The organism is Verrucomicrobiota bacterium (assembly GCA_019247695.1).
Taxonomy (GTDB): Bacteria; Verrucomicrobiota; Verrucomicrobiia; order Chthoniobacterales; family JAFAMB01; genus JAFBAP01.
In genome coordinates this window covers 43,709-66,724 of the sequence record JAFBAP010000101.1, presented here as the reverse complement: position 1 = coordinate 66,724, position 23,016 = coordinate 43,709, and the positions used below count along the sequence as shown (strand labels likewise).

Below are 23,016 nucleotides of genomic sequence, written 5' to 3'. Positions count from 1 at the left end.
CGCATCGATCAGAAACGGCACGCGATTGCTCATTATTCTCGCCGGGTTCATGACCACCGGCGGTTGTGCCGTCGGCCCGAACTTTCACCGGCCTGCGCCTCCTTCGGTTACGGGTTACACACCCGAACCGCTGGCGGCGCAGACCGCGAAGGCCGATGTCGCAGGCGGCCAAGCCCAGCGCTTCGTTCAGAGTCTGGACATCCCGGGGCAGTGGTGGCGGCTGTTCCATTGCAAGGCGCTTAACGCCCTCACTGAAGAAGCGCTCCGGGCCAATCCCAGCCTTGAAGCCGCTCAGGCCGCTTTGCGAGTGGCGCGGGAGAATGTTCGGGCGCAGAAAGGGGCATACTACCCCACCATTCAGGCGAGCCTCTCGCCCAGCCTTAACAAGACCGCCACGGCTATCTTTTCTCCAGCCACGGCTTCGGGAAACCCGTATTACAGCCTCTATACCGGCCAACTCAGCGTCTCCTACGTGCCGGACGTCTTCGGCTTGAACCGGAGAACCGTCGAGTCGCTGGAGGCGCAGGCCGAAGCGCAACGATTCCAACTCGAGGCGACCTACCTGACGTTGACTTCGAATGTCGTGACGGCGGCGGTGCAGGAAGCCCTGCTTCGCGGCCAGATCAAGGCGGCCCAGGAAATCATCAGCGTGCAGGGCGAGGCGCTCGAAATCATGCGGCGCCAATTCTCAGCCGGTCAGATCGCCGGGGACGCCGTGGCGGCGCAGGAAGCCGCGCTGGCGCAAGCGCAGGCGAGCCTGCCGCCGCTCCAGAAGCAACTGGCGCAGCAACGCGACCTCCTGGCCGCGCTGGCCGGCAGGTTCCCCAGCCAAGGTGTCGCCGAGACGTTTGAGCTTGAAGACCTGCACCTGCCGGCGGATCTGCCGGTAAGCCTGCCGGCGAAACTGGTTGAGCAACGGCCGGACGTGCGCGCGGCAGAGGCTCAACTCCATTCCGCAAGCGCGCAGATCGGCGTGGCCATCGCCAACATGCTGCCGAACATCACTCTCAGCGCCAACGGCGGCTACGCGGCCGGCGAGATCACCAGATTGTTCGGGCCGGGCACCAGTTACTGGGCGCTGGCCGCAAGCCTGACGCAGCCGATCTTCGAGGGCGGCATGCTGCTGCACCGCACCCGTGCCGCGCGGGCAGCTTGCGCCCAGGCGGCTGCACAGTACCGCAGCACGGCCGTCACCGCTTTTCAAAACGTTGCTGACGCGCTGCGCGCGCTGCAGTCCGACGCCGGCGCCTTGACCGCGGCGGTGGCCGCGGAGCGTGCCGCCGCGAAGAGCCTCGACGTCACCCGGAGCCAACTGGCGGCCGGCGCAGTTTCCTACCTTGCACTCCTTAATGCCCAGCAGGCATATCAGCAATCCGTGATCAATCTCGTCCAGGCGCGGGCCGGTCGCTTTGCTGATACGGCAGCGCTGTTCCAAGCGCTCGGCGGCGGCTGGTGGAACCGCTCGGACGTCAGTTCCGCCGGTGCATGCACCGGTTACCGGCCTCGTCAAAGGATACGCCTGAATTCGGGCGCCCTGCGTTCAGCCGCGGCGGACGCGCCGGCTGCCGTCCGATACTCCGCGGGGGTTCGCCACTCTCTATGATGCCATTACCGTGATGAAGAATCCAAAACTCGCCAGGTTGCGGGAGTTGATCCTGATAGGAAGCGTTCTTGCAGTTGTCTTCGCAAAAGCGGAAGAAGTTTCTATCTCTGTCCACAACGCTCCAGCCCAGGAGGCCGGGCGGGACCCTGAAATACCGGTGGTTCAGACCGAGAACGGCGGCCGGCAAAACTGGGCGATTCACTTTGATGCAGTTGAAGTCGTTCAGGGCCAGCCGGGGTTTCATGCGCCTTACAGCGGAACCAACAGCCTGTATCCCGGTGACAACGTTCGCCAGACTTCCGATGCCGATCTGTTCTTCGATGTCCGCATCTGGCCCGGTGGCGAGATCTACCTGAATCCGGAGTACTATCAGGGTTTCGGTCTGGGCATTACCCATGGCTTGGCCGCCTTCCCAAACTCCGAGGCCTACAAGGTAGGCAAGTACCGCGGCGATGTCTACATCCCGCGCTTGTTTCTTCGCCAGGTCTGGGGCTTTGGAGGGGACCAGGAACAACTTGCCGCGAGTGAACTGCAACTCGCAGAGAAAGTCGACATCTCCCGGCTTACGCTTCAGGCGGGCAAGTTCAGCGTGACCGACGTTTTCGACAACAATAGCTATGCCCATGATTCGAGAGGGGATTTCTTAAACTGGGCAGCCGTCGACGCGTTAGCCTTCGATTACGCGGCTGATTCCCTGGGCTTCGAGTACGGCCTGTGGTTGGAGCTCAACCAGAAAGACTGGGCGGCGCGTTATGGCATTTTCACCGTTCCCCGGGTCGCCAATGGCCTGGCAACGAACGGGCACTACCTCAAGGCTTGGCAGCAGGTGGCCGAAATCGAGGGACGCTACTCGCTGGTCGGTCACCCGGGCAAGGCGCGGTTGCTCGGCTACCTGGAAAGTGCGAACATGGGCAGTTATCGTGCGGTGTTGGATAGTCCGGATCTCGGTGCGGACATTACGCAGACCCGCAGGTACCGGCTGACCTACGGAGTGGTGCTCAACGTGGAGCAGGAACTCACCAAGGATCTGGGCGCCTTTCTCCGGCTCGCGTTCCGGGACCCGAACTATGAGGTATGGCAGTACGCGGATGTTTCGAAGAGTTTTGAGATCGGGCTCTCACTCAAAGGGACCGCCTGGAACCGTCCGAACGACACGGTTGGCCTCGCAGAAATGCTCGATGCTCTCGGACACGCACAACGGGATTACTTTAATGCGGGCGGGCTCGGAATCCTGATCGGCGACGGAAAACTGCCTCATTACGGTCTGGAGAATGTGGTGGAAGCTTACTACAATTTCGAGGTGATTAAAGGGCTGAACCTAACCCTGGATTACCAGCTCGCCGTGGATCCGGCTTACAATCAGGATCGGGGCCCCATCAATATCTTTGCGGCACGCGTGCGCGTGAGTTTTTAGCAGTTACAGGAGTTGATGCGATACAGCAGCTATTCGAGCCGAGCCCAGGGGTAGTGGCCGGTTAGCCCGCTTCGGGAATTCGACCCGCTCAGAGCCGGACCCGGTGCGGACGGAATCCGGCCACGGCGGCCAGGTGCCTTTTTATCTTATGCCCTTCTTACCGAACCGCGTCCCCAGCCTACTCAGGCCCGCCGCATCACTGGCCTTGGCGACGTTCCTGGCGGCCGCCTTCCCCGGCGGCTCACAAGCGCAGGGGCTGCTGCAGTTCCCGCAGGAGAACGGTCGCGCCGAGTCCAAGGTGCCGTCCGTGCAGCGTGCCGATGGCATTTTGCAATACTTGCAATGGCTGCTGCACGGGCCGGTCCAGGACCCGACCGGCTTTCGTGTGGAGGTGGCCGGCACCCCCGGTTTTTCCATCGTCGCCGTGCAGTTGGCTCGGACAGGCGAAGGTCTACGGATCCGCGGCGCAATCCGGCGCGACGGCTTTGGGTCGGGGTACGGGCACTTGGATATCGAACTGCTGGACCTGCGGGGCCGACTGCTGAGTACCTACGCCGTCTCCTACGTGCCCGACCCTGTGCCCATGACCCGCCGCGGCTGGGTCGGCCGCTCGGACTTTGCCGCGCGATTCGACCGTCTGCCGGCCGGATTGGCCATCATCCGGGTGCGGTTTCACCCCAAAGATTAGCACACCGCATCACACGGCGGACGCGGCGAGGATGCCGGCTTCAAGGCCCGAATTCCGGACGTGACTCGCGGCGCTCGCTCTCACTCGCTCTCAAAATCGCACTTGTTACCCGGGCACCGCTTCAGGAGCGAAGATGCTGACCTCGACCTGGGATGCGTAGATCTGGTGATCGGGCGGCCGATTCGGGCGATTGAACCCGTCCAGGGCGAACAGCCCGTCGTTCCACACGGAGGTCTCGACCGCGGTCAGCGGGTATGGCCGGTGATAGACCCGCCCGGTGAGCACCCGGCCACGGCGGAACGCGAACAGCCGGTAGCGTTCGACCAAAAAGAATTCCAGCGTTCCCGGCATGGCTTCGTGCGAATGGCCTGGGTTCCGTGAATGGGCCGGCTCCGGCCGGTAATGGTAACGCAGCGGCTGGGCGGTCCCGGCCCGGCAGGAAACAAACCGGCATTCGCCGTCGGCGACCGACAATTCCATCCGGGCGTGATAGTAATGCAGCGCGAAAAAGGCGCGCGCCGCCCAGACCGCCAGAGGTTGGCTGGCGTCCAGGGAATAAAACCAGACCCCCGGACGGCCGGCGCGATCCAGGACGTAGGTCCGCAGGTTTAGTTCGAGCAAATGAGACACGCCCGGCACTGACGGGCAAAAACGCGGGCGCACCCCGCGCATCGCGAACGGGACGACGCCGATCCAGGCGTTGCCGTCCCACGTGTCAACCGTGAGTCCCGGCGGCAAGGTACGCTGGACTTCGGCCGGGTCCCACCGCCAGTGCAGAAACAGGAGGTCCAACCAGCGTTGGCGCATGACCATCGGCGCGGCCGGGTACTGCCGCTCGCGCAACTGACGTTTCACCCCATCGTTGACCAAGCCTGGGTCCATTGGCGCTTGTTCCGGATCAACTGGTCAGTGCTCAGTGCTCAGTGCTCAGCGCTCAGGGATTCTGTCGGTCGCACGACTGAGCGCCACGCTGGCCTGGGCAGCGGCCGTGGGCGTGGGCGTGCGCCGCAGGTTTGGATCAGGCAAGGGTCCAGGCATCACGTCGACCTCGGCCCCCACCCCGACTGTCCTGAAAAGGTGGGCAACGTCGCGGGACCGCATCCGGATACAGCCATAACTGGCCGGGCGCCCGATATTACGCTCCTCGGGCGTGCCGTGAATGTAAATGCAACGGCCGTAGGCGTTCCGATTACCCGGTTCCAGACCTTTGAGCCACAGGATGCGAGAGACGATCGGGTCACGGCCGGGCGTGTCCGGCTTGAGGATTTCTCCGGTGGGTTTCCGGTCTTTGAACACGGTGCCGAGCGGCGCGCCGGCACCGATCTTTTTGGCGATTTCCAACCGGCCCAGCGGCGTCCCGCAGCTGCCCGGGGCATCGCCGAGACAAAACTTGGAGGTCGAGATCTGGTAGCGGGCCACCTGGTGCTGCCGGTAATAAACGTCCATAGCCTGGTCGGCGACGCTGACGACAACGCGGTGTTGCCGGTCTTTAGTGACGCAGGAGGCAAACAGGACAAGGAGCAGCACCCCCCCGATTCCCAAACGCAAACGGGCGCAAGCCATGCACAATCGCGAACGCATGGGGCGTATTATGCCAAAATTCCCGGCGCGGTCAGCTCCGGACTGTCAACTTTCAATAGAAAGCAGAACATTTGGACGGGGCAAACCCAACCTATTTACGTTTCCATGGGTTGACACGTTAATATTTTGGCTAATAGCGTAGTTTTCTATGCCGGCCGTTACCGTTTCCCCTGCATCCGCCCGGAGGTTTTCGCCTAATCCGCTAGTCGCGTTCTATCAGTCGTCGATCGGCAAGAAGTGGGTTGTGGCGCTTACCGGGGTCGTACTGATCGTGTACGTGTTGGGCCACCTGGCGGGCAACCTCCAGATCTACCTTGGCCAGGATCGAATCAACAATTACGCCGAATTCCTGCACAACCTGGGGCCGTTGCTATGGCTGATACGCCTCTTCCTGCTGGCCTGTTTCGTCATTCATATCGTGGCGACGATCCAGCTCACGATTCAGAACCGGCAGGCCAAGCCGCAAAAGTACGCCGTGCCCGGTTACCAGGCATCCACCCCGGCTTCACGGACGATGATCATTTCGGGCCTGATCGTGCTTTGCTTCGTCATTTATCACCTGCTCCAGTTTACCCTTGAGCTCACCCACCCGGGCTACCGGCATATGCACGATTCTCTGGGGCGCCACGACGTGTATCACATGATGATCATCGCCTTCCGGCACTTCTTCATTTCGTTGTTTTATGTGCTCGGCCTTTTCCTGCTCTGCATGCACTTGAGCCACGGGTTTGCCAGCCTGACCCAGACCCTGGGTATCGACAACCGTAAGATCGCCAGGGTCATTTCCGTCGGAGGGGTGACGCTCGCGTGGCTGGTCTTTTTAGGGTACATTTCCATTCCGATAACCATCCTGCTTGGCCTGGTCCGATAATCTTATGGCTACGACCCTCGACGCAAAAATCCCCACCGGCCCTCTCGCGGAGAAGTGGCAGAAGCACAAAAACGAATCGAAGCTCGTCAGCCCGGCCAACAAACGCAAGCTTGACGTGATCGTGGTCGGGAGCGGTCTCGCCGGGGGTTCGGCAGCTGCCACCCTGGGCGAACTCGGGTATAACGTCCGCTGTTTTTGCTACCAGGATTCGCCCCGGCGGGCGCACAGCATCGCCGCGCAGGGCGGGATCAATGCCGCCAAGAATTATCAGAACGACGGCGACAGCGTTTTCCGGCTGTTTTACGATACGATCAAAGGCGGCGATTTCCGCTCCCGTGAAGGTAATGTGTACCGGCTGGCGGAAGTGAGCGTCAACATCATCGACCAGTGCGTCGCGCAGGGCGTACCGTTTGCCCGCGAGTACGGCGGCTATCTGGCCAACCGTTCTTTCGGAGGCGCCCAGGTTTCCCGGACATTTTACGCCCGGGGCCAGACCGGCCAGCAACTTCTGCTCGGGGCATACCAGGCCCTCTGCAAACAAATCGAGGCTGGTTCGGTAAAGATGTATCCGCGGACGGAGATGCTGGATGTCGTGGTGGTGGAGGGACAGGCCAAGGGCGTCATCACGCGGGATTTGCTCACCGGCAAGATCCAGGCATACGCCGCAGACACCGTGGTGCTGGCAACCGGCGGGTACGGGAACGCATTTTACCTGTCGACGAATGCCAAAGGGTGCAACGTGACCGCGACTTACCGGGCGTACAAACGCGGCGCTTTTTTCGCCAATCCCTGTTACACGCAGATCCATCCGACCTGCATTCCGGTTGCCGGCAGTTATCAGTCCAAGCTGACGTTGATGTCAGAGTCGTTGCGCAACGATGGCCGGGTCTGGGTGCCGAAACAGAAAGGCGACAAACGTCCGCCCGACCAGATCCCGGAGGAGGAGCGGGACTACTACCTTGAGCGCAAGTACCCCAGCTACGGCAACCTGGCCCCGCGCGACATCGCGTCGCGCGCCGCAAAAGAAGCGTGCGACGCCGGGCGCGGCGTCGGGCCGGGCGGCCTGGGGGTTTACCTGGATTTCGGGGGTGCGATCAACCGGTTCGGTGAGAGAACCATCCGCGAGCGTTACGGCAACCTGTTTGACATGTACCAGAACATCACGGGTGAGAACGCTTACACGACCCCGATGCGGATCTATCCGGCCGTGCACTACACGATGGGCGGTTTGTGGGTGGATTACAACCTGATGAGCAGTTTGCCCGGGCTGCACGTGCTCGGCGAAGCGAATTTCTCCGACCACGGCGCCAACCGTCTCGGGGCCAGTGCCTTGATGCAAGGCTTGGCCGACGGCTATTTTGTGATCCCTTACACCCTGGGCAATTACCTCGCGACCCAGATGGGCAAGAAGGTTTCGGTCGACCGGCCGGAATTCAAAGCCGCTGAACAGGAGGTGAGAGCCCATATCGAGCGGCTTTTGTCGATCCGCGGAAAAAAGACCGTCGCCGATTTCCACCGCGAACTCGGCCTCCTCCTCTGGGAAAAATGCGGCATGGCCCGGGATGCCGCGGGTTTGGAAGAGGCGTTGCAACGGATTCCCGAATTGCGCCAGGAATTTTGGGAAAACGTCAACGTGCTGGGCGGAAACGAGGAATTTAATCAGGCCCTCGAGTACGCCGGGCGGGTCGCGGATTTTCTCGAGTTCGGTGAACTGATGTGCCTTGACGCGCTGGAGCGCAACGAGTCCTGCGGCGGCCATTTTCGGGTCGAGTACCAGACGGAAGACGGCGAAGCGCTGCGCAACGACGATGAGTATTGTCACGTCGCGGCATGGCAGTATGCGGGAGCGGATTCGCGCCCGATCCGGAACGTTGAGCCGCTGGTTTTCGAAAACGTGAAGCTCGCCCAAAGAAGCTACAAATGAACTTTAAACTCAAGGTTTGGCGGCAAAAAGGACCGGGTGTCGCCGGTCGATTCGTGGATTACGAAGCGCGCGACATCCCGGCGGAAGCCTCGTTTCTGGAGATGCTCGACATCGTCAACGAGGATCTGATCAAGCGAAACGAGGAGCAGATCGCGTTTGATTCCGATTGCCGCGAAGGCATCTGCGGCATGTGCTCGCTCGTGATTAACGGCATCGCGCACGGTCCCGGTAAGGCCAAAACCACCTGCCAGCTTTACATGCGCCGGTTCAAGGACGGGGACGCCATCTGGGTTGAACCGTTTCGGGCCGTGACCTTCCCGGTCATCCGCGACCTGTGCACCAACCGGAGCGCCCTGGACAGAATGGTTGAAGCGGGCGGTTACATTACGGCTCGGACCGGGTCGGCGCCGGAAGCAAACTCGATCCCGGTCGGCAAGGTCGTGGCCGACCTCGCCATGGAAGCGGCCGCGTGCATCGGGTGCGGCGCCTGCGTGGCGGCTTGTCCGAACTCGTCGGCGATGCTGTTCGTGGGGGCCAAAGTCTCGCACCTGGGCTTGCTCCCCCAGGGACAGCCCGAACGCAACCTGCGCGTGATGAATATGGTCCGCAAAATGGACGAGTTAGGTTTCGGCAACTGCTCGAACCATTACGAATGCGAGGCCGTGTGCCCGGCGGAGATCAGCTCGAGCTTTATCTCGCGGCTGAACCGCGATTACGCTCGCGCCTCGACGAAAAAGGCCGCCGCGCTGGTGTAGGAGGCGGGTGTCGGGTGCCGGGTGTGACTGGCAAGGGGGCGTTTATCACGCCTTCCAACGGGTCACGCCCTGAGGTTCTGTAAGATTGCATCCCCCATCTCCCGGGTCGACACGCGGGTGGCGCCCTCCGACCAGATGTCCCCGGTACGGAACCCGTCCCGGACGGCTTTGCGTACGGCTTGCTCGATCCTGGCTGCGCTGGATTCCAGGCCGAACCCATGGCGGAGCATCATGGCTCCCGAAAGAATCTGGGCGATCGGGTTGGCAATCCCTTTACCGGCGATGTCCGGGGCCGACCCGCCGCTCGGTTCAAACAAGCCAAACTGCCGGCCGGCCTCACGCTGAGCGCCGAGGCTGGCGCTCGGCAGCATGCCGATCGATCCGGTCATCATCGCCAACTCGTCGCTCAGAATGTCGCCGAACAAATTTTCCGTCACGACCACGTCGAAGCTGCGCGGGTACCGGATGAACTGCATGGCGGCGTTATCGACCAGCAGGTGCTTGAGTTCCACCTCTGGAAATTGTTGCTGGCCAACCTCGCGGACCACCTTCCGCCATAGGAGGCTGTTATCGAGCACGTTGGCTTTGTCCACCGATACGAGGCCTTTGCCGCGCCCGCTGGCGATGCGGAATGCCAGTTCGGCAATCCGCCGGATCTCGGATTCGCGGTAAACCATGGTGTCGACCGCAACGAGCTCGCCGTTCTCTTCGCGGGTGTACTTCGGCTGTCCGAAATAGAGACCGCCCGTAAGCTCGCGAATGCAGAGGATCTCGAAACCGCCGGCAACCAGGTCAGGACGGAGCGGCGACGCAGCGACCAGGTCGGGATAGCAGACTGCAGGGCGCAGATTGGCATAAAGACGGAAGTGCCTGCGCAACGGCAACAAGGCGCCGCGCTCCGGCTGCTCTTGCGGCGGTAAGTTTTCCCACTTGGGGCCGCCAACCGAACCGAACAGAATGGCCTCGCTCTCCTCGCATAATCTGAGGGTTTCCGGAGGGAGAGCCTTCCCGGCTTGATCGATGGCAATGCCTCCGACCACTCCCTCCCTGAGATCCAGCGTGAATCCGTCCTGTGCAGCGGCGGCTTGCAAGACCTTGACCGCCTCGGCCATCACCTCAGGGCCGATGCCATCACCGGCCAGCACCGCAATCTTCAATGTTGATGTCTCCACGGCTCAGACAATGCCACAAATGGGGGAAGGTGTCGGGTGTCGGGAAAGCGAAAGTATCTGCAGAATACGCAGGGAAGAGGTCCAGAGATCCTATGGGTGATTAAGATTGGAACGGATTAGCGTCGCACACGGGAAGAGAAACGAGAGACTTGACATCGGCGGCGTTTCCCCAAGATCGACCCGACACTCCCTATTCGTTACCCGTTACCCGTTACCCGTTACCCGTTACCCGTTACCCGTTACCCGTTACCCGCTACTCGACACCCGTCACTCTCTTCCATTTGTGGCATTCCCTGGGGTGGCATTTCCTTGGCCCGGGCGATAAACGCGCGGACCAGGGCCGGATCCTTTCTGCCCGGAGAGGTTTCTACGCCGCTGGAGACGTCGACCGCAAACGGCTTCGCGGTATGCACCGCCAACCGTACGTTGTGCGGCGTCAATCCACCCGAGAGAATGAACGGCGTACGAAAACCGGCCACCCATTGCCAGGGAAATGTATGCCCGGTTCCGCCGTAGGCCTTTTCGACGTACGCATCCAGCAAGACAGCAGTCACCGGGTAGGTTGCCGCCGAGGCCAGAATTTCACGCGAGCGCATCCGAAGGGCTTTCAGCACCGGTTTTCCGTGGCCGGCAAGCAGCGCGCAAAAGTCGGGCGTTTCGTCGCCGTGCAACTGTACGGCATCGATCAGAGGGTTATCGAGCACGCGACGGACCTCATCGTAGGTCGGGTCTACCAAAAGGGCGACGCGCACGACCCTGCCCATCAGTTCCGGCAGCCAACTCGCTGCAGAAGGCAGATCCACGAAACGCTTCGACCCAGGGTAAAGGACGATTCCGATCGCATCGGCGCCCGCGTCTGCGGCAATGCCGGCATCGGCCGCGTTGGTAATCCCGCAAACCTTGACTCGAACTCCGGTCGGATCGGATTGGAAAAAAGAAGGCGGCACGGCTCGGTGCGGTCAAACGTAGGGCATCGGATAACGGGTGTCCAGGACGGGTAACGGGTAACGGGTAACGGGTAACGGGTAACGGGTAACGGGTAACGGGTAACGGGTGACGGGTAACGGGTAACGGGTGACGGCTGACGGCTGACGGCTGACGGGTGACGGGTGACGGGTGACGGGTAGCGGGTAGCGGGTAGCGGGTAGCGAGTCGGTTGGACGGCGACTAAGGCGGGAAGACCAAATCCGTGACTCGACGACGCTGCGGCACCGGCACACGCGGCCTCGTTATTGGCGGCATTGCATGGAATGCCGGCAGCCATTCCTGACGTGCCACCCTGAATTCCGAACCGAACCCGTTACCCGCTACCCGTTACCGGGCTGGGCATTTAAGCGCGGGTACAAAGGATTTGTATTTACTGGCTGCCGATTCGCATTAGGGTTGGCGGATATTGTCCAAACGGAGGCATATCAAGATGGAAGCTGATAAGGATGCAAAACAGGGAGACTCCGAAAAGCGCACGGTGCGGAAATCCAGAACGGTAAAGGCAAAGGCGGCAAATGTACCGGAAGTGGATCTGAAAGCGGCGGCTGAAGGGACGGACCAGGGTCAGGATGCACCCGGTCCGGCCGAAACCCCGGCCGGGACAAGGGGAAAGGCGGTGCGCACGGTGAGCAAGGGTGCCGCGGCGAAAGAAGCAAAGGCAAGCGGTGCACCGCGTGAAACCAAGCGTAAGGCAACCCGCCGCAAGCCGCGGCCGGCACCCGCCGGCGAGGCGCCTTCACCTTCATCATCACTTCCATCGGCGGAGCCTGCGCCGGAGGTCACGGCGGCCCCTTCAGCCGTCACGGAGACCGTGGTTTTGGAGCAATCGCCCGGGGTGGCGACCCTTATGTCAGAGCCGCCGCCGGAAGTTGCACCGGCGCCCCTGGAGGAACCCACCGATGACCAGGTCCAACTTCGCGCTTACTTCATTTCCGAACGCCGCCAGCGTGAAGGTCTCCCCGGTGACGACCAGAGCGACTGGGCCCAGGCCAGAGAAGAGCTGCTGAACGAGCTCAAGGGGCATTAGGCGTGCCTTCCGGTCATGACGCCGAGGAGCCGGAGGGGCGATCCATGATGATCCGATCTGCCGGCGCCGAACCTTCTTCCAGGCGGCAAACTCGTCCGGCGGGAAGTTCCGCCAGCCAATTCAGGCTCGTGGTCGTGACGATTTGCTGAGAAGCCGGCGGGAGCTGCTGGAGCAGGCGGTTACGCCGGGTCTGGTCCAATTCACCAAAGACATCATCCAGAAGCAGGATTGGCGGCCGTGAAAAATCGGCCGCCAAAAGCTTGGCTTGCGCGAGCTTAAGGGCAATGGCCAGAGTGCGCTGTTGTCCTTCCGAAGCAAAGAGGTCAGCAGGTTGGTCGTGGAGCAGGAACTGGACGTCGTCCCGGTGCGGACCGACCACGGTTGTCCGGAGTCTCTCCTCTTCTGCGGCGCTTTCGTGTAGGGCGCGTTCGAAGTCCATGGTGGCGCCATGCAGGTAACGAAGGCAGACCACCTCACCGCGGTCACTGATCGTGGCAAACGCCCGGACGACTTCGGGTTCGAGCCGTTCAACCAGAAAAGCCCGCAGGGCGGTGAGTTGATGGCCGAACTTCAGGAGGACCTTGGTGTAGGCCTGTACCTCGCGTGGACGCGACGGATACATCTTGAGGTAGGCGTTGCGCGAGCGAAGCGCTTTTTCGTACGACCGCAGGATCTCGCGGTAGTTTGCAAGCAACTGGGCGCCGAGGAAATCGAGGAAGCGGCGTCGCAGTTCGGCCGGACCCCGGACAAGGTCGATATCGGAATTTGCCAGGTACACCACGCGGGCGACTTCGAGGTAAGTGGTGGTGAGTTTCTGCTCGACGCTGTCGAGCGCCAGCTTGCGCCGTTTGGGGCTGTAGTAAAACTGCAGGTGCCGCCGGTCCACAAGACCGTCCACGACCAAGCCTTTTGCGCCCGCTCGAATCACGTTTTGGAGGCTGCCGGTACGCGGGGACTGGAGCCGGAGCAGCACGGCAATCGCCTCCAGGAGAGACGTTTTGCCGATGGCGTTTCGGCCGACGATGCAGGTCACCTGGGGATGGAATTCGGCTTCCAACCGGGTAAAGCATCGAAAATCACGGAGCACCAGCCGTTCCAGCATCATGCAACGACCTGAACCCGACGCCGCACGGCGGGCGTCAGGTATAAACCTCCTCAAAAATTCCGCCGCCCAGCAGTACTTCACCGTCGTACAACGCGCAAATCTGGCCGGGAGTTAAGGCCCTTTGCGGCTCGGCGAATTCGAGCCAGGCCTGCCGGTCGTCCGCCGGTTCAAAGCGCACCTCGGCGGGACGCGCCCGGTAGCGGGGTCTCGCGCGGATATTTGCAACGGAGCCGATCGCCTTGTTCGTGTAAGAAATTGAACCGATCCGGCAACGGCGGGCGTACAGCCCCTCGGTCTCCGGACGATCAAAGGCCACGATAAGCTCATTTGCGCCCGGACGTTTTTCGACCACCACGTAAGCTTCGTACGGGGTATTGGACGGCACGCGCAGCCCGCGCCGCTGGCCGAGCGTGTAGAGGTGCAATCCCCGGTGCTCGCCCAGAACGCGTCCCTCAAGGTCCTTGATCGGGCCGGGCTGATCCGGCACAAACGCCCGCAGGAAATCCGACATTTTCACGTCGCCGATGAAGCAGATGCCCTGGCTGTCCCTCTTGTCCGCGGTCCTCAACCGGTGCTGGCGGGCCAGGGCGCGGACCTCGTGTTTACGCAGTTCTCCGACCGGAAAACGGGCGGCCGCAATCTGTTCCTGCCGAAGCAGGGCCAGAAAGTAGGATTGATCCTTCGAATCGTCGGCCCCTTCCAGAATATCCCAGGTTCCGTCGTCGCGCTGACGGCGGCGCGCATAATGTCCGGTGGCAACGGCCGCGAACCCCTTCTCGCGCGCCAGATTCAGAAGCACCCCGAATTTCATCTCCCGATTGCACATCACGTCAGGGTTGGGGGTGATGCCGCTCTGGTAGCCGTGTAGAAGGTATTCGACCACCCGGGCCCGGTACTCACGCATGAGGTTAAACACGTGAAAAGGTATGCCGAGCGACTCTGCGACCGACCGCGCGTCGGCGATGTCCTGCTGCCAGGGGCAATCACCGAGGACATTTTCCTCGTTGATCCAATTCTTCATGTATGCCCCTTCAACCTCGACGCCGCGCTGGCGCAACCGCAGCGCGGCGACGCTGCTGTCAACGCCGCCGGACATCGCCACGAGGATTTTTTGTGAAGGCACATTCATCGGGAAGCGCGCTTACTTTCAGTGCCCGAATGCCGTCCGGCCCCGGAACGCCCGGGCAATGGTCAGATCATCGGCATTTTCGATGCCTGTCCCGGCCGGCATCCCTTGGGCGAGCCGGGAAACGCGAGACCCTTCACCGCTTAAGAGGTCCGCCACGTAGCTGGCGGTGGCCTCGCCTTCGACGTCGGCTCCTAAAGCCAGGATCACCTCTTCCGGCCGATCACGGCGCACGCGCTCGAGCAACCCATCCAGCTTCAGGTCTTCAGGCCCGATCCGGTCCAGAGGCGAAAGCCTGCCGCCCAGGGCGTGATAAAGACCGCCGAACGCTCCGGTCCGCTCGAGAAAAATGATGTCGGTGGCGCGTTCCACGACGCAAAGTGAGTTCCGATCCCGCCCTGGATCGGCACAGATGTCGCACAGGTCATGTTCGGCAAAAAACCCGCATTGCCGGCAGGGACGGATCCGGGCCGCCGTTTGGGAAATGGCTTCCGCAATGTCCTTTGCGCGCGCGTCCGGCGTCTGCACCATCCACAGCGCGATGCGTTCGGCGCTGCGCGGCCCGATGCCCGGCATGCGGCGCAACTGTTGCACGAGCTCACGGATCGGCCCGGGGTAATCTACCTTTTTACTCAGCATGGCCATGAAGTGGTAAACCTCTCGACGGACGGCATGGCAGGTTCCCGCTCAACGCGCCTCGTTCTGACGGTAAAATTCTACCACACGGTCGCTCAAAAACCGGTCCGGGTCGTCCAAGGCGGCCGCCGGGACCACGAAGGCGGCCTCCGTGTTGCGGTCGCGAAGCAGTTTCAAGCCGTACGGGTAATCGCGGAACAGGTTTTCGCAGTAATCCACCACGTCGCGGCCGACTTCGCCCGCTCGCGCAACGATCAACTGAACGGCGTCATCCGCGAGCATAAATTTCACCCCATGCTTCACGGAGAATGCCTCGGCAAATTGCCGCACCTTCTCGGCCCGGGTCCATTCCGCCGCGGCCTGGGCGAGCTGCAGGACGCGTTCCAGCGTCCCTGGCGGGTCGAGCACCAGTTGGGCGGTCACATCCAACCGGCGAACGCCGGTTCCCGGCAGTTCAAACTTGAAATCGCGAAACACGCGATCGCACACCGTTACCAGCCCGCGGGCACCCGTTTTCTCGGCTGCCGCCCGGACGGCAATCTCACGCAGCGCATCGTCGTCAAACACGGCTTCAATGCCGAACGCCTCAAACGCGCGCCGGTACTGGCGTATCACGCTGCCCTCGGACGTTTTCAGAATCGCAAACAGGTCGTCCACGGACAATTCCTCGCAGACCACCCGTACGGGCAGCCGCCCGATAAACTCCGGTTCGAGCCCGTAATCAATAAAATCCCGGGTGGTCGCCATCCGCAATGCGCCGGCGTCTTCGACCAATTTGACTTCCGCGCCGAACCCCAGACCGGCTTGGCGCACACGCCGGAAAACCTGCTCTTTGAGCCGGTCGAACGCGCCGCTGCAGATAAACAGGATGTGCCGCGTGTTGATGACGTCGCGCTTCGACTTTCCGCGCCGCTGCGCCTCGAACGCCGACTGGATCTGAGCTTGAATATCCATCGGGTTGCGCACCGAGACCTCAGTCTCCTCCATGAGTTTCAGCAACGTGGTCTGTACCCCCCGTCCACTCACGTCCCGGCCGGCCAGATTGCTGCTCGAAGCGATCTTATCGATCTCGTCGATGTAGATGATGCCGTACTGGGCGATGTTCAGGTCGCCGTCAGCTTTCTGGTAAAGCTCGCGCACCAGATCTTCGACGTCGCCACCGACGTAACCCGTCTCGCTGAACTTGGTGGCATCCGCCTTGACGAACGGGACTCCGATCAGATCCGCCACATGCTTGACGAGGTAGGTCTTACCGACGCCCGTGGGGCCGAGCAACAGGACGTTGCCTTTGCTGTATTCCAGCTGCCCCGCTCGTGCGGGGTTTTCTTTCTCCAACCGCCGCACCAGGTTCACGTGGTTGTAGTGATCGCACACCGCGATGGCCAGCGTCTTCTTGGCGTCGTCCTGGCGGATGACGTAACGGTCCAGGTGCGCCTTGATTTGTTTAGGCGTGAAGGCAAAGCTGAAAGGGTCTGGAGCGGCCGCAGCCGGAGGCGATTCCTCGTTTCCGGCAGGCTGGGTAAAAGTTGCGACCGAAACCTTGTCGCCGAAGTTTGACTTCATGAACTCCTGGATCTTTTTCTGGAGTTCTTCCGGCGACGGAAAGGGTGTTTCCGACATCTGATAGTTTACTGTTTTTCCCAGAATCGGCAACCCTGGGAGCCGCGATTAAGGATTAGCCCGGGCCGCAAAGCCAAGCCCGGGCCCTTCCGGGCTGAATCGGCTCAGCGCCGCGATTCGCATCCAGATAGTTTTTGCCCTCGTCCACGTATGAAGCCCGACTCTGTTCCCGGTACCGAACCTACCATCTTCGACCTGAACGCCCGCCGGTACGCCGAAAGCCCGGTACACCGGGCCGGCCCGAGCCTGCCTGTACTGCTGCGCCTGGCCCAGCCCGGTCCCGAGGATGTCGTGCTGGACGTGGCGACCGGCACCGGTCACACGGCACTTGCCGTCGCGGAATATGCGGCCGAGGTCATCGGCCTGGATGTCTCCACTAAAATGCTGGCTGAGGCCGGCCGCCTGGCAGCCGAGCAAGGTCGCGGGAACGTGCGCTTCGTCGAAGGATCAGCCGAAGCGCTGCCCTTTCCCGATAACCGCTTCACCCTCGTCACCGCGCGGCACGCCCCGCACCATTTCCGGTCGGTTGAAACCTTTCTGGCCGAGGCATTCCGGGTCCTGAAGGCCGGCGGCCGGTTTGTGCTTGCTGACCAGGTCTCGCCCGCCGACGAGGATCGGCCCTGGATCGACCGCTGGGAAATCATCCGTGACCCGTCTCACGTCACGCAGCGAACCCCGGAAGCGTGGCGCGAACTGGCAGCGCGAGCCGGTTTTGTGCACCGGGAATCGGCAGACGTGTTCTACGACCTGGAGTTCGGCTGGTGGACGCAGCAGGCCGGCGCCACGCCCGAGCAAATCGCCGCATTGCAGGAACATGCCCGGGTTGCGCCGCCCGAGACGGCCAGGAGAATGAGCCTGGCTTTCGATGCAACCGGCCGGGTGCGCAGCCATAAACTGCCGATGCTCGTGGCGAGGTTTGACAAGGAATAGTTTACACCCACTGAACCGGGTCCCGGGGCGATCACCCGGCGCGCGGCTCACCCCCGGCTGCGCCTTGACCTCCGTTCCGCCCTTTGACCTCATCCCAGAGCGCATCCAGTTGTTTCAGGTTGAGGGATTTAACGTCCAAGCCACGCGCCTGCGCCAACTCCTCCACGGCATGGAACCGGTCGGAAAACTTCCGCGTGGCGGATAACAAAGCCTGCTCGGCGTCGATCTTGCGCTTCCGGGCGTAATTGACGACTGCAAACAGCAGATCACCCACCTCAGCCTCGAGTTCCACCGCGGCGGCAGCGGCGACTTCCCCGAGTTCCTCGTGGACCTTTGCAAGGGCACCGGCCGCATCCGGCCAATCAAAACCGACGCGGGCGGCCTTTGACTGCACCTTCTGAGCGCGCGCCAGGGCCGGCAGGTGGGGCGGCACCCCGTCCAGGGCCGAGCGCCGCTCCGTCTTTTCTTCCCCCTTGATCTGGTCCCACTGCTTCAGGACGGCATCGCTGTCGGGAAGGCGGTTCTCGCCGAAAACGTGCGGGTGGCGGCGAACGAGTTTATCCGCAAGCTCTCCGGCGATGTCGTCGAGGGAAAACCGGCCGTCGTCGGCCGCAATTTGAGCGTGCAACGTCACCTGCAGAAGCAGATCGCCGAGTTCTTCGCGCAGGTGATCGTTGTCGCCGGCATCGATTGCCTCCAGCAACTCGTAGCATTCCTCCAGCAGGTGAGGCTTAAGGGAAACATGCGTTTGCTCCCGGTCCCACGGGCAACCGCCGGGCGCCCGAAGCCGCCGGACGATCTCGCGCAGACGCTGGATGGAATCGGAATTCATCAAAACCGGCCGGATACCCTCAGCTTCGCCCCATCCCGGCCGGAGACACCCCCCTTGCCGGTTTCATCAGCGCTTATTTCTTGTCCTTCTCCAGGAGTTTTTCACGGGCCCGCTCCAGGGCGGCACGTTCCTGCGCCGTCAGACTGCCCAACCCTTTTTTAGAGATTTTGTCCAGCAACTCGTCAATTTCAACGGCTGTGGTCTCGACCGGCTGCTTGGGCGAGGACACCGGGCGGGCGGGCGAAGGTTTGGTGACCACGTGAATCTTCGGCCGCGCTTTGCGGGCGAACAGCCGAGGGAACCGCGGCCGGGTGATGCCGGCCTGCAGAAAACGGATGTAGCCGAAGGCGACACCGCTGACCGCACAAAGCCGGCAAAGGTCGGCCCATTGGCTCCGGCTCAGGTAGACCAGCAGGGCAAGGACAAAGCACCCAAGTCCGACCCACTTAAGCGGAAGGACACCCCACCATTGAACGTTGGGGTACAGGGCGCAGAACGCCAGGAAGAAGCCGATGGCCACCTCGGTATTGCCGAAGTACGGATAGTAGCTTGATCCGAAAACGGCCATCCAGACCGTCAGCACGATCAACGGCGTGGCGAGCAAAAGGCCGTACAAGGTCAGGAACCGGCGCATTCCGAGGTACTTCTCGACCTCGACGGCGGAGACGTAGAGGAAGAGGAGCCCGAAGATGCTGAAAAAGCCGGGCTCATTGATGAATGTACACGTAACCAGTTGCCAGATCTGGCCGCCGAAAATCGACCGCTGCGGAAGGAAGACGAAGGCGTCGAGCGAGATGCCCGCGGCCTGGCAAATGGCAGTCAGCACGATCCCGACCGCATACGCTATCGTCAACAGGGTGGCGTAATAAATCGGGTAACCGCGAAAATACGAAACGGGTCGATCCTCGTTAAAACTGGAGATTAAAGCCATATGCTGCCACTCTATTGGGGGTAGTGTAGGAGAACCGAACGCGACCAGCAAGAAATCCTCGAGGCGGTTGCTTCTCCAAGCTTACGAAGTTACTCTCGAATCCGCCATGGCTCAAACCCTGGATTTATCAGGCGACGGAAAAAGCACGATAGTTCGACAAGCGCGCGCGCTGGCTCAGACGACGGTCCGCCGGATGCTGGGGCGTCCCCGGAACAAGCCGGAAAACCGTAACCTTTTGCCGTTATTGATCCAGGTACTCGCCGGGTTCTCCAAGGTGGACGGTCGCATTCTGGAGGAAGAGATCGATTCTTCCCTGGGGTTTTTGCGTTATGACTACCCGGAGGCAGTTTATTCGGAGCTGCGCGCGCTGTTTCAGAAAGCGTTGAACGAACCGCAAGACCTGGCCGCGATGGCGCGACGCCTGGCGGGAGAGCTCAGCCTGGATCGTAAGATCATGCTGGGCGTGCAGCTCTACGACCTGATCGCCAAGGCCGGCATGCAGCAGGAACAGGTGATCGCCTACTACTCGTTCATGTCCCAGCTCGGTATGGCGGCGCAGGCGATCGACATCGTTTACCAGCTCAACGCGGCCGACACCGCCGACACATCGGTTTACCAGCGCGGGACGTCGCCGCTGGAATCTCTCGTGTTCGGCTCCGTGCCGACGGCCGAGGTGCAGGTAAAGGAGCTCGGGCCGGACGAACGGCTGATGGCTTACCGCTATCATGAACTCATTCTCTGCAAAAACCTTTGCACCCGGCCGCTGATGGTCCGCGGGCAGGCGCTTGCTCCGGGCGAATTCTGCCGGATCTACCCCGGGCAACGGATCATCATCGGCGAACAGGTGATCAGCCACCAGGACCTGGTCCTGTATTTCAACGCCAAGAAGAATGTTTCCCTGCCGCACATCTACGTCACGGTCACGCCGAATGACGAGGTGCAATTGGAACGTTCGCGCACCCGGGACAGCTGCCTGGAGGTCCAGTTCGGGCTCAAGGTCAAGGTCACCGCATTGAAAAACGTGGAAGCGTCGTTTAATGGGGTGACGCTGCGGGCCGGCACCGTCGTCGAAGGCAGCCTTGAGGATCGCATCATCTTCGATAATTCGGCCGAATTGATCCTGCTCGACCTGAGGCGCCGGGCCCGGGCCCTGGGCGGCCGGTTCCAGCTGAAAACCTCCAAATCGCAATACCTGGTTTCGAACGACCCGGCGCTGCTCGAAGAAGACGACATCCTGCTCAGTCCGGGTACCAGCGGCGATGTGCTCCTGAAAATCTCGTGCGATTATGAGGAGAAAACGGGCATCCTGGAGGTCCTTGCGGCCGACCGCCCGATCATGGTCGGCGAGACCGTGGTGCGTAATACCGCGACGCTGCGCGACGGCGAAGTGATCCGGATCGACACCGGGCAGATCCTGAAGTGCGACTTTGCGGAACGCATCATCCAGGAAGAACGGAACATCATCAGCCACCTCGAGGTGCGCGACTTGTCGCTGCGATTCAGTACCGGCACGATCGGGCTGGACGGCATTTCCCTCTCGGTGAACCGGGGTGAGATGGTCTGCGTCATGGGGGCCAGCGGCTCCGGCAAAAGCAGCCTGCTCAAGGCAATCTGCGGCCAGAACACGCCGACGGGCGGCTCCGTCCTGCTGAATGGGCAGTCGCTCTACGACAAACTGGAAACCCTGCGGGAGTACATCGCCTACGTGCCCCAGGATGATGCGTTTGATGAGCACCTCACCATCCTGGAAAACCTGAACTATGCGGCGGCGATCCGTTCTCCTCACCTGTCGGCGAAGGACCGGATGCGGCGCATCGAAGGTAAGTTGATTGAGCTGGGGCTTTCCGAGCGCCGGGACGCGATGGTCGGCAGTTCGGTCAATAAGTACCTCAGCGGCGGAGAACGCAAACGCCTCAACATCGGCCTGGACATGATCAGTTCGGCCGACGTGTACCTCTTTGACGAGCCGACCTCGGGATTGTCGTCGAAGGATTCGGAACACGTCGTTGAGATCATCCGCGGGCTGTCCCACAACAAGATTGTTCTCGTCACGATCCACACGCCGACGTCCAAGATCTTTCATATGTTCAGCAAGGCCGCCTTGCTCGACAAAGGGGGCCGGCTGGTCTTTTTCGGTACGCCGCAGGAAATGCTGGAGTACTTTGCGACGGCCGAGCACCAACAGCATTTCGGCACCGAACTGGGCGGCTGCCCCGCCTGCGGCACGACCCGGCCGGAATTCATCTTTGACGTGCTTGAGACGCCGTTGCGCGACCTCAGCGGCGACGTCATCTACGAGGAAAACAGCCGCGGCCAACTGGTGCCCGCCCGGCGGTATTCACCGGATTACTGGCGCGACAAATACGAATCGTTCCGTCTGATCCAGGAAATGCGCCAGGTGGCCGTGCGACAGCAGCCGCCCACGCTGCTTCCCCCGCCGTCGGCGAAGAAGGAACCGACCCGATGGCGCGACGAATGGGTCCGGTTTACCACCATTTTCAGGCGGGCGTTCGTCAGCAAGTTACGCAACCGAACCAACGTCTGGACGACGATCGTGGAAGCCCCCGTGCTGGCGGCCCTGATCGGTTTCGTGCTTCGTTATGCCGAGTCCAGCGATTACGATTTCGCCTCCGCGTTTCACATCCCGACCTACCTCTTCCTGGCGCTGGTGGTGGCAATGTTCCTGGGGCTGACCAACAGCGCCGATGATATCATCCGGGACCGGACCATCCTGGCGCGGGAACGAAACCTCAACATTCACCTGCCGTATTACATTCTGTCGAAGTTCTTTTCGCTTTCGCTGTTCGCCATCATCCAGAGCGTCCTGTTTATCTTTATCGGCAACACCATCCTGGAAATCCGGGGGATGTTCTGGCCGTACGTCTGGTTCATGGGAATCACGGCCGTGAGCGGGGTTGCCGGCGGGCTGCTGATCTCTTCGCTGGTAAATGACTCGAAGACGGCGGCCAACATCGTCCCCCTGGTGCTGATCCCGCAGATCATCCTCGGCGGCGCCCTCATCAAGTACGAGGAAATGAACCGGAACCTGGATTTCCTTTACTTTCTGAACCGGGATCGGGCGGCACGCGTGCAGCAGGGGGGCGTGCTGGGCAAGCCGCAAAACGTTCAGGTGCCCTTCATCTGCCAGTTGATCCCGATGCGGTGGTCGTACGAAGCGATGGTGGATGCGCAAGCCAAACTCAACCCGTTCACGCGCCGGCAGGACGTGTTGACGGCGAAAATCGAAGAACTTGCCCGCCAGCCGCGCCTGGATCCCAAGCAGGAGGATCACCTGGAGGACCTGAAGGAAACGCTGGCGATCCTGTCGGGTCTGGGCGGCCAGAACACGGCCGAGGTGTACCGGCGCCTCGATGACATCGACGCGATCATCAAAGGGGCACCCCTGGATGAAGCGAGGTTCGACCGCCAGCATAACCAGGTCACGGCCGAACAACTCTTCCAGAATCGTAAGGTTGCGGACATGCTGACCGATGCGCAGATGAAGCAGCGCGATTACACCACCCGGCCCCGAAACGTCTTCTTCGGGCCTGAGAAACACCTTCTCGGATACGTGTTCAATATTTTCTGCTTCAACTCCGTGGTGATCAACGGCTTTACGATTCTGTTTCTCGTGCTCCTGCTGGCCAGCCTGCACCGGCAACTGCGCCTGCAGTAGGAAATGCCACAAGCGGAAGAATGCCACAAATGGAAGAGCCCCCGGTTGCAAGACCCTTCCTGAAAACCACACGGATCGGGAGAGATAGGAAAACAGGTCAATCGCACCATCCTTTCGTTTACATTATTCCCCCATTAG

Annotated in this window: 19 protein-coding genes; 9 read left to right on the top strand and 10 right to left on the bottom strand. The window is 61.5% G+C overall.

Features of this window, described 5'->3' with window-relative positions:
• The first annotated feature begins 49 nt into the window (after positions 1–49).
• The 3 genes from JO015_11420 (at position 50) to JO015_11410 (ending at position 3,705) form a co-directional block, all read left to right on the top strand.
• A complete protein-coding gene (locus JO015_11420) occupies positions 50–1,603 on the top strand; it encodes an efflux transporter outer membrane subunit (protein ID MBV9999706.1) in 1,554 nt (517 codons plus the stop codon).
• Positions 1,604–1,616: 13 nt separating this feature from the next.
• Entirely contained in the window at positions 1,617–3,017 is a 1,401-nt protein-coding gene (locus tag JO015_11415; GenBank protein MBV9999705.1) for a carbohydrate porin, read from the top strand.
• Positions 3,018–3,165: 148 nt separating this feature from the next.
• Positions 3,166–3,705: a hypothetical protein gene (locus JO015_11410; GenBank protein MBV9999704.1), complete on the top strand. Its 540-nt coding sequence runs from the start codon at positions 3,166–3,168 to the stop codon at positions 3,703–3,705.
• 105 nt (positions 3,706–3,810) lie between these two features.
• Here JO015_11410 and JO015_11405 read toward each other — a convergent pair whose 3' ends face one another.
• Both JO015_11405 and JO015_11400 read right to left on the bottom strand, forming a co-directional pair.
• Positions 3,811–4,587, bottom strand: a complete 777-nt coding sequence (locus tag JO015_11405; GenBank protein ID MBV9999703.1) for a DUF2071 domain-containing protein — start codon at positions 4,585–4,587, stop codon at positions 3,811–3,813.
• Between the two features lie 45 nt (positions 4,588–4,632).
• Positions 4,633–5,268 (bottom strand): L,D-transpeptidase, encoded by a 636-nt coding sequence (locus JO015_11400; GenBank protein MBV9999702.1) that lies wholly within the window; start codon positions 5,266–5,268, stop codon positions 4,633–4,635.
• Positions 5,269–5,434: 166 nt separating this feature from the next.
• On the opposite strand from JO015_11400, the gene JO015_11395 reads away from it, so the two are divergent.
• Genes JO015_11395 through JO015_11385 form a run of 3 tightly spaced genes read left to right on the top strand, consistent with a single transcriptional unit; the run spans position 5,435 to position 8,836 of the window.
• Entirely contained in the window at positions 5,435–6,157 is a 723-nt protein-coding gene (locus tag JO015_11395) for a succinate dehydrogenase cytochrome b subunit (GenBank protein MBV9999701.1), read from the top strand.
• Positions 6,158–6,161: 4 nt separating this feature from the next.
• Positions 6,162–8,081: a fumarate reductase/succinate dehydrogenase flavoprotein subunit gene (locus JO015_11390; protein ID MBV9999700.1), complete on the top strand. Its 1,920-nt coding sequence runs from the start codon at positions 6,162–6,164 to the stop codon at positions 8,079–8,081.
• Entirely contained in the window at positions 8,078–8,836 is a 759-nt protein-coding gene (locus tag JO015_11385; protein MBV9999699.1) for a succinate dehydrogenase/fumarate reductase iron-sulfur subunit, read from the top strand. Before JO015_11390 ends, JO015_11385 begins: the two co-directional genes overlap by 4 nt.
• A 62-nt stretch (positions 8,837–8,898) precedes the next feature.
• Here JO015_11385 and leuB read toward each other — a convergent pair whose 3' ends face one another.
• Entirely contained in the window at positions 8,899–10,008 is a 1,110-nt protein-coding gene (gene leuB / locus JO015_11380; GenBank protein ID MBV9999698.1) for a 3-isopropylmalate dehydrogenase, read from the bottom strand.
• A gap of 239 nt (positions 10,009–10,247) precedes the next feature.
• Positions 10,248–10,955 (bottom strand): phosphoribosylanthranilate isomerase, encoded by a 708-nt coding sequence (locus JO015_11375; protein ID MBV9999697.1) that lies wholly within the window; start codon positions 10,953–10,955, stop codon positions 10,248–10,250.
• A 470-nt stretch (positions 10,956–11,425) separates the two neighbouring features.
• Here JO015_11375 and JO015_11370 point away from each other — a divergent pair, with 470 nt between their 5' ends.
• On the top strand, positions 11,426–12,022 hold the full coding sequence (locus JO015_11370) for a DUF2934 domain-containing protein (GenBank protein MBV9999696.1): 597 nt from the start codon (positions 11,426–11,428) through the stop codon (positions 12,020–12,022).
• 13 nt (positions 12,023–12,035) lie between these two features.
• Here JO015_11370 and JO015_11365 read toward each other — a convergent pair whose 3' ends face one another.
• Genes JO015_11365 through JO015_11350 form a run of 4 tightly spaced genes read right to left on the bottom strand, consistent with a single transcriptional unit; the run spans position 12,036 to position 16,509 of the window.
• Positions 12,036–13,127 (bottom strand): DNA replication/repair protein RecF, encoded by a 1,092-nt coding sequence (locus JO015_11365; protein ID MBV9999695.1) that lies wholly within the window; start codon positions 13,125–13,127, stop codon positions 12,036–12,038.
• Between the two features lie 34 nt (positions 13,128–13,161).
• Complete coding sequence (gene mnmA / locus JO015_11360; GenBank protein MBV9999694.1) at positions 13,162–14,256, bottom strand: tRNA 2-thiouridine(34) synthase MnmA; 1,095 nt, start codon at positions 14,254–14,256, stop codon at positions 13,162–13,164.
• A gap of 18 nt (positions 14,257–14,274) precedes the next feature.
• Complete coding sequence (gene recR / locus JO015_11355; protein MBV9999693.1) at positions 14,275–14,892, bottom strand: recombination protein RecR; 618 nt, start codon at positions 14,890–14,892, stop codon at positions 14,275–14,277.
• A 48-nt stretch (positions 14,893–14,940) separates the two neighbouring features.
• Positions 14,941–16,509, bottom strand: coding sequence for an AAA family ATPase (locus tag JO015_11350; GenBank protein ID MBV9999692.1), 1,569 nt, complete (start codon positions 16,507–16,509; stop codon positions 14,941–14,943).
• A gap of 150 nt (positions 16,510–16,659) precedes the next feature.
• Between JO015_11350 and JO015_11345 the strand changes: the two genes are divergently transcribed.
• Complete coding sequence (locus JO015_11345; GenBank protein MBV9999691.1) at positions 16,660–17,439, top strand: methyltransferase domain-containing protein; 780 nt, start codon at positions 16,660–16,662, stop codon at positions 17,437–17,439.
• 31 nt (positions 17,440–17,470) lie between these two features.
• On the opposite strand, the gene mazG is transcribed toward JO015_11345, so the two are convergent.
• Both mazG and JO015_11335 read right to left on the bottom strand, forming a co-directional pair.
• Entirely contained in the window at positions 17,471–18,271 is an 801-nt protein-coding gene (gene mazG / locus JO015_11340) for a nucleoside triphosphate pyrophosphohydrolase (protein ID MBV9999690.1), read from the bottom strand.
• A gap of 73 nt (positions 18,272–18,344) precedes the next feature.
• Positions 18,345–19,202, bottom strand: coding sequence for a hypothetical protein (locus tag JO015_11335; GenBank protein ID MBV9999689.1), 858 nt, complete (start codon positions 19,200–19,202; stop codon positions 18,345–18,347).
• A gap of 106 nt (positions 19,203–19,308) precedes the next feature.
• Here JO015_11335 and JO015_11330 point away from each other — a divergent pair, with 106 nt between their 5' ends.
• Entirely contained in the window at positions 19,309–22,878 is a 3,570-nt protein-coding gene (locus JO015_11330) for an ATP-binding cassette domain-containing protein (GenBank protein ID MBV9999688.1), read from the top strand.
• Positions 22,879–23,016: the final 138 nt, after the last annotated feature.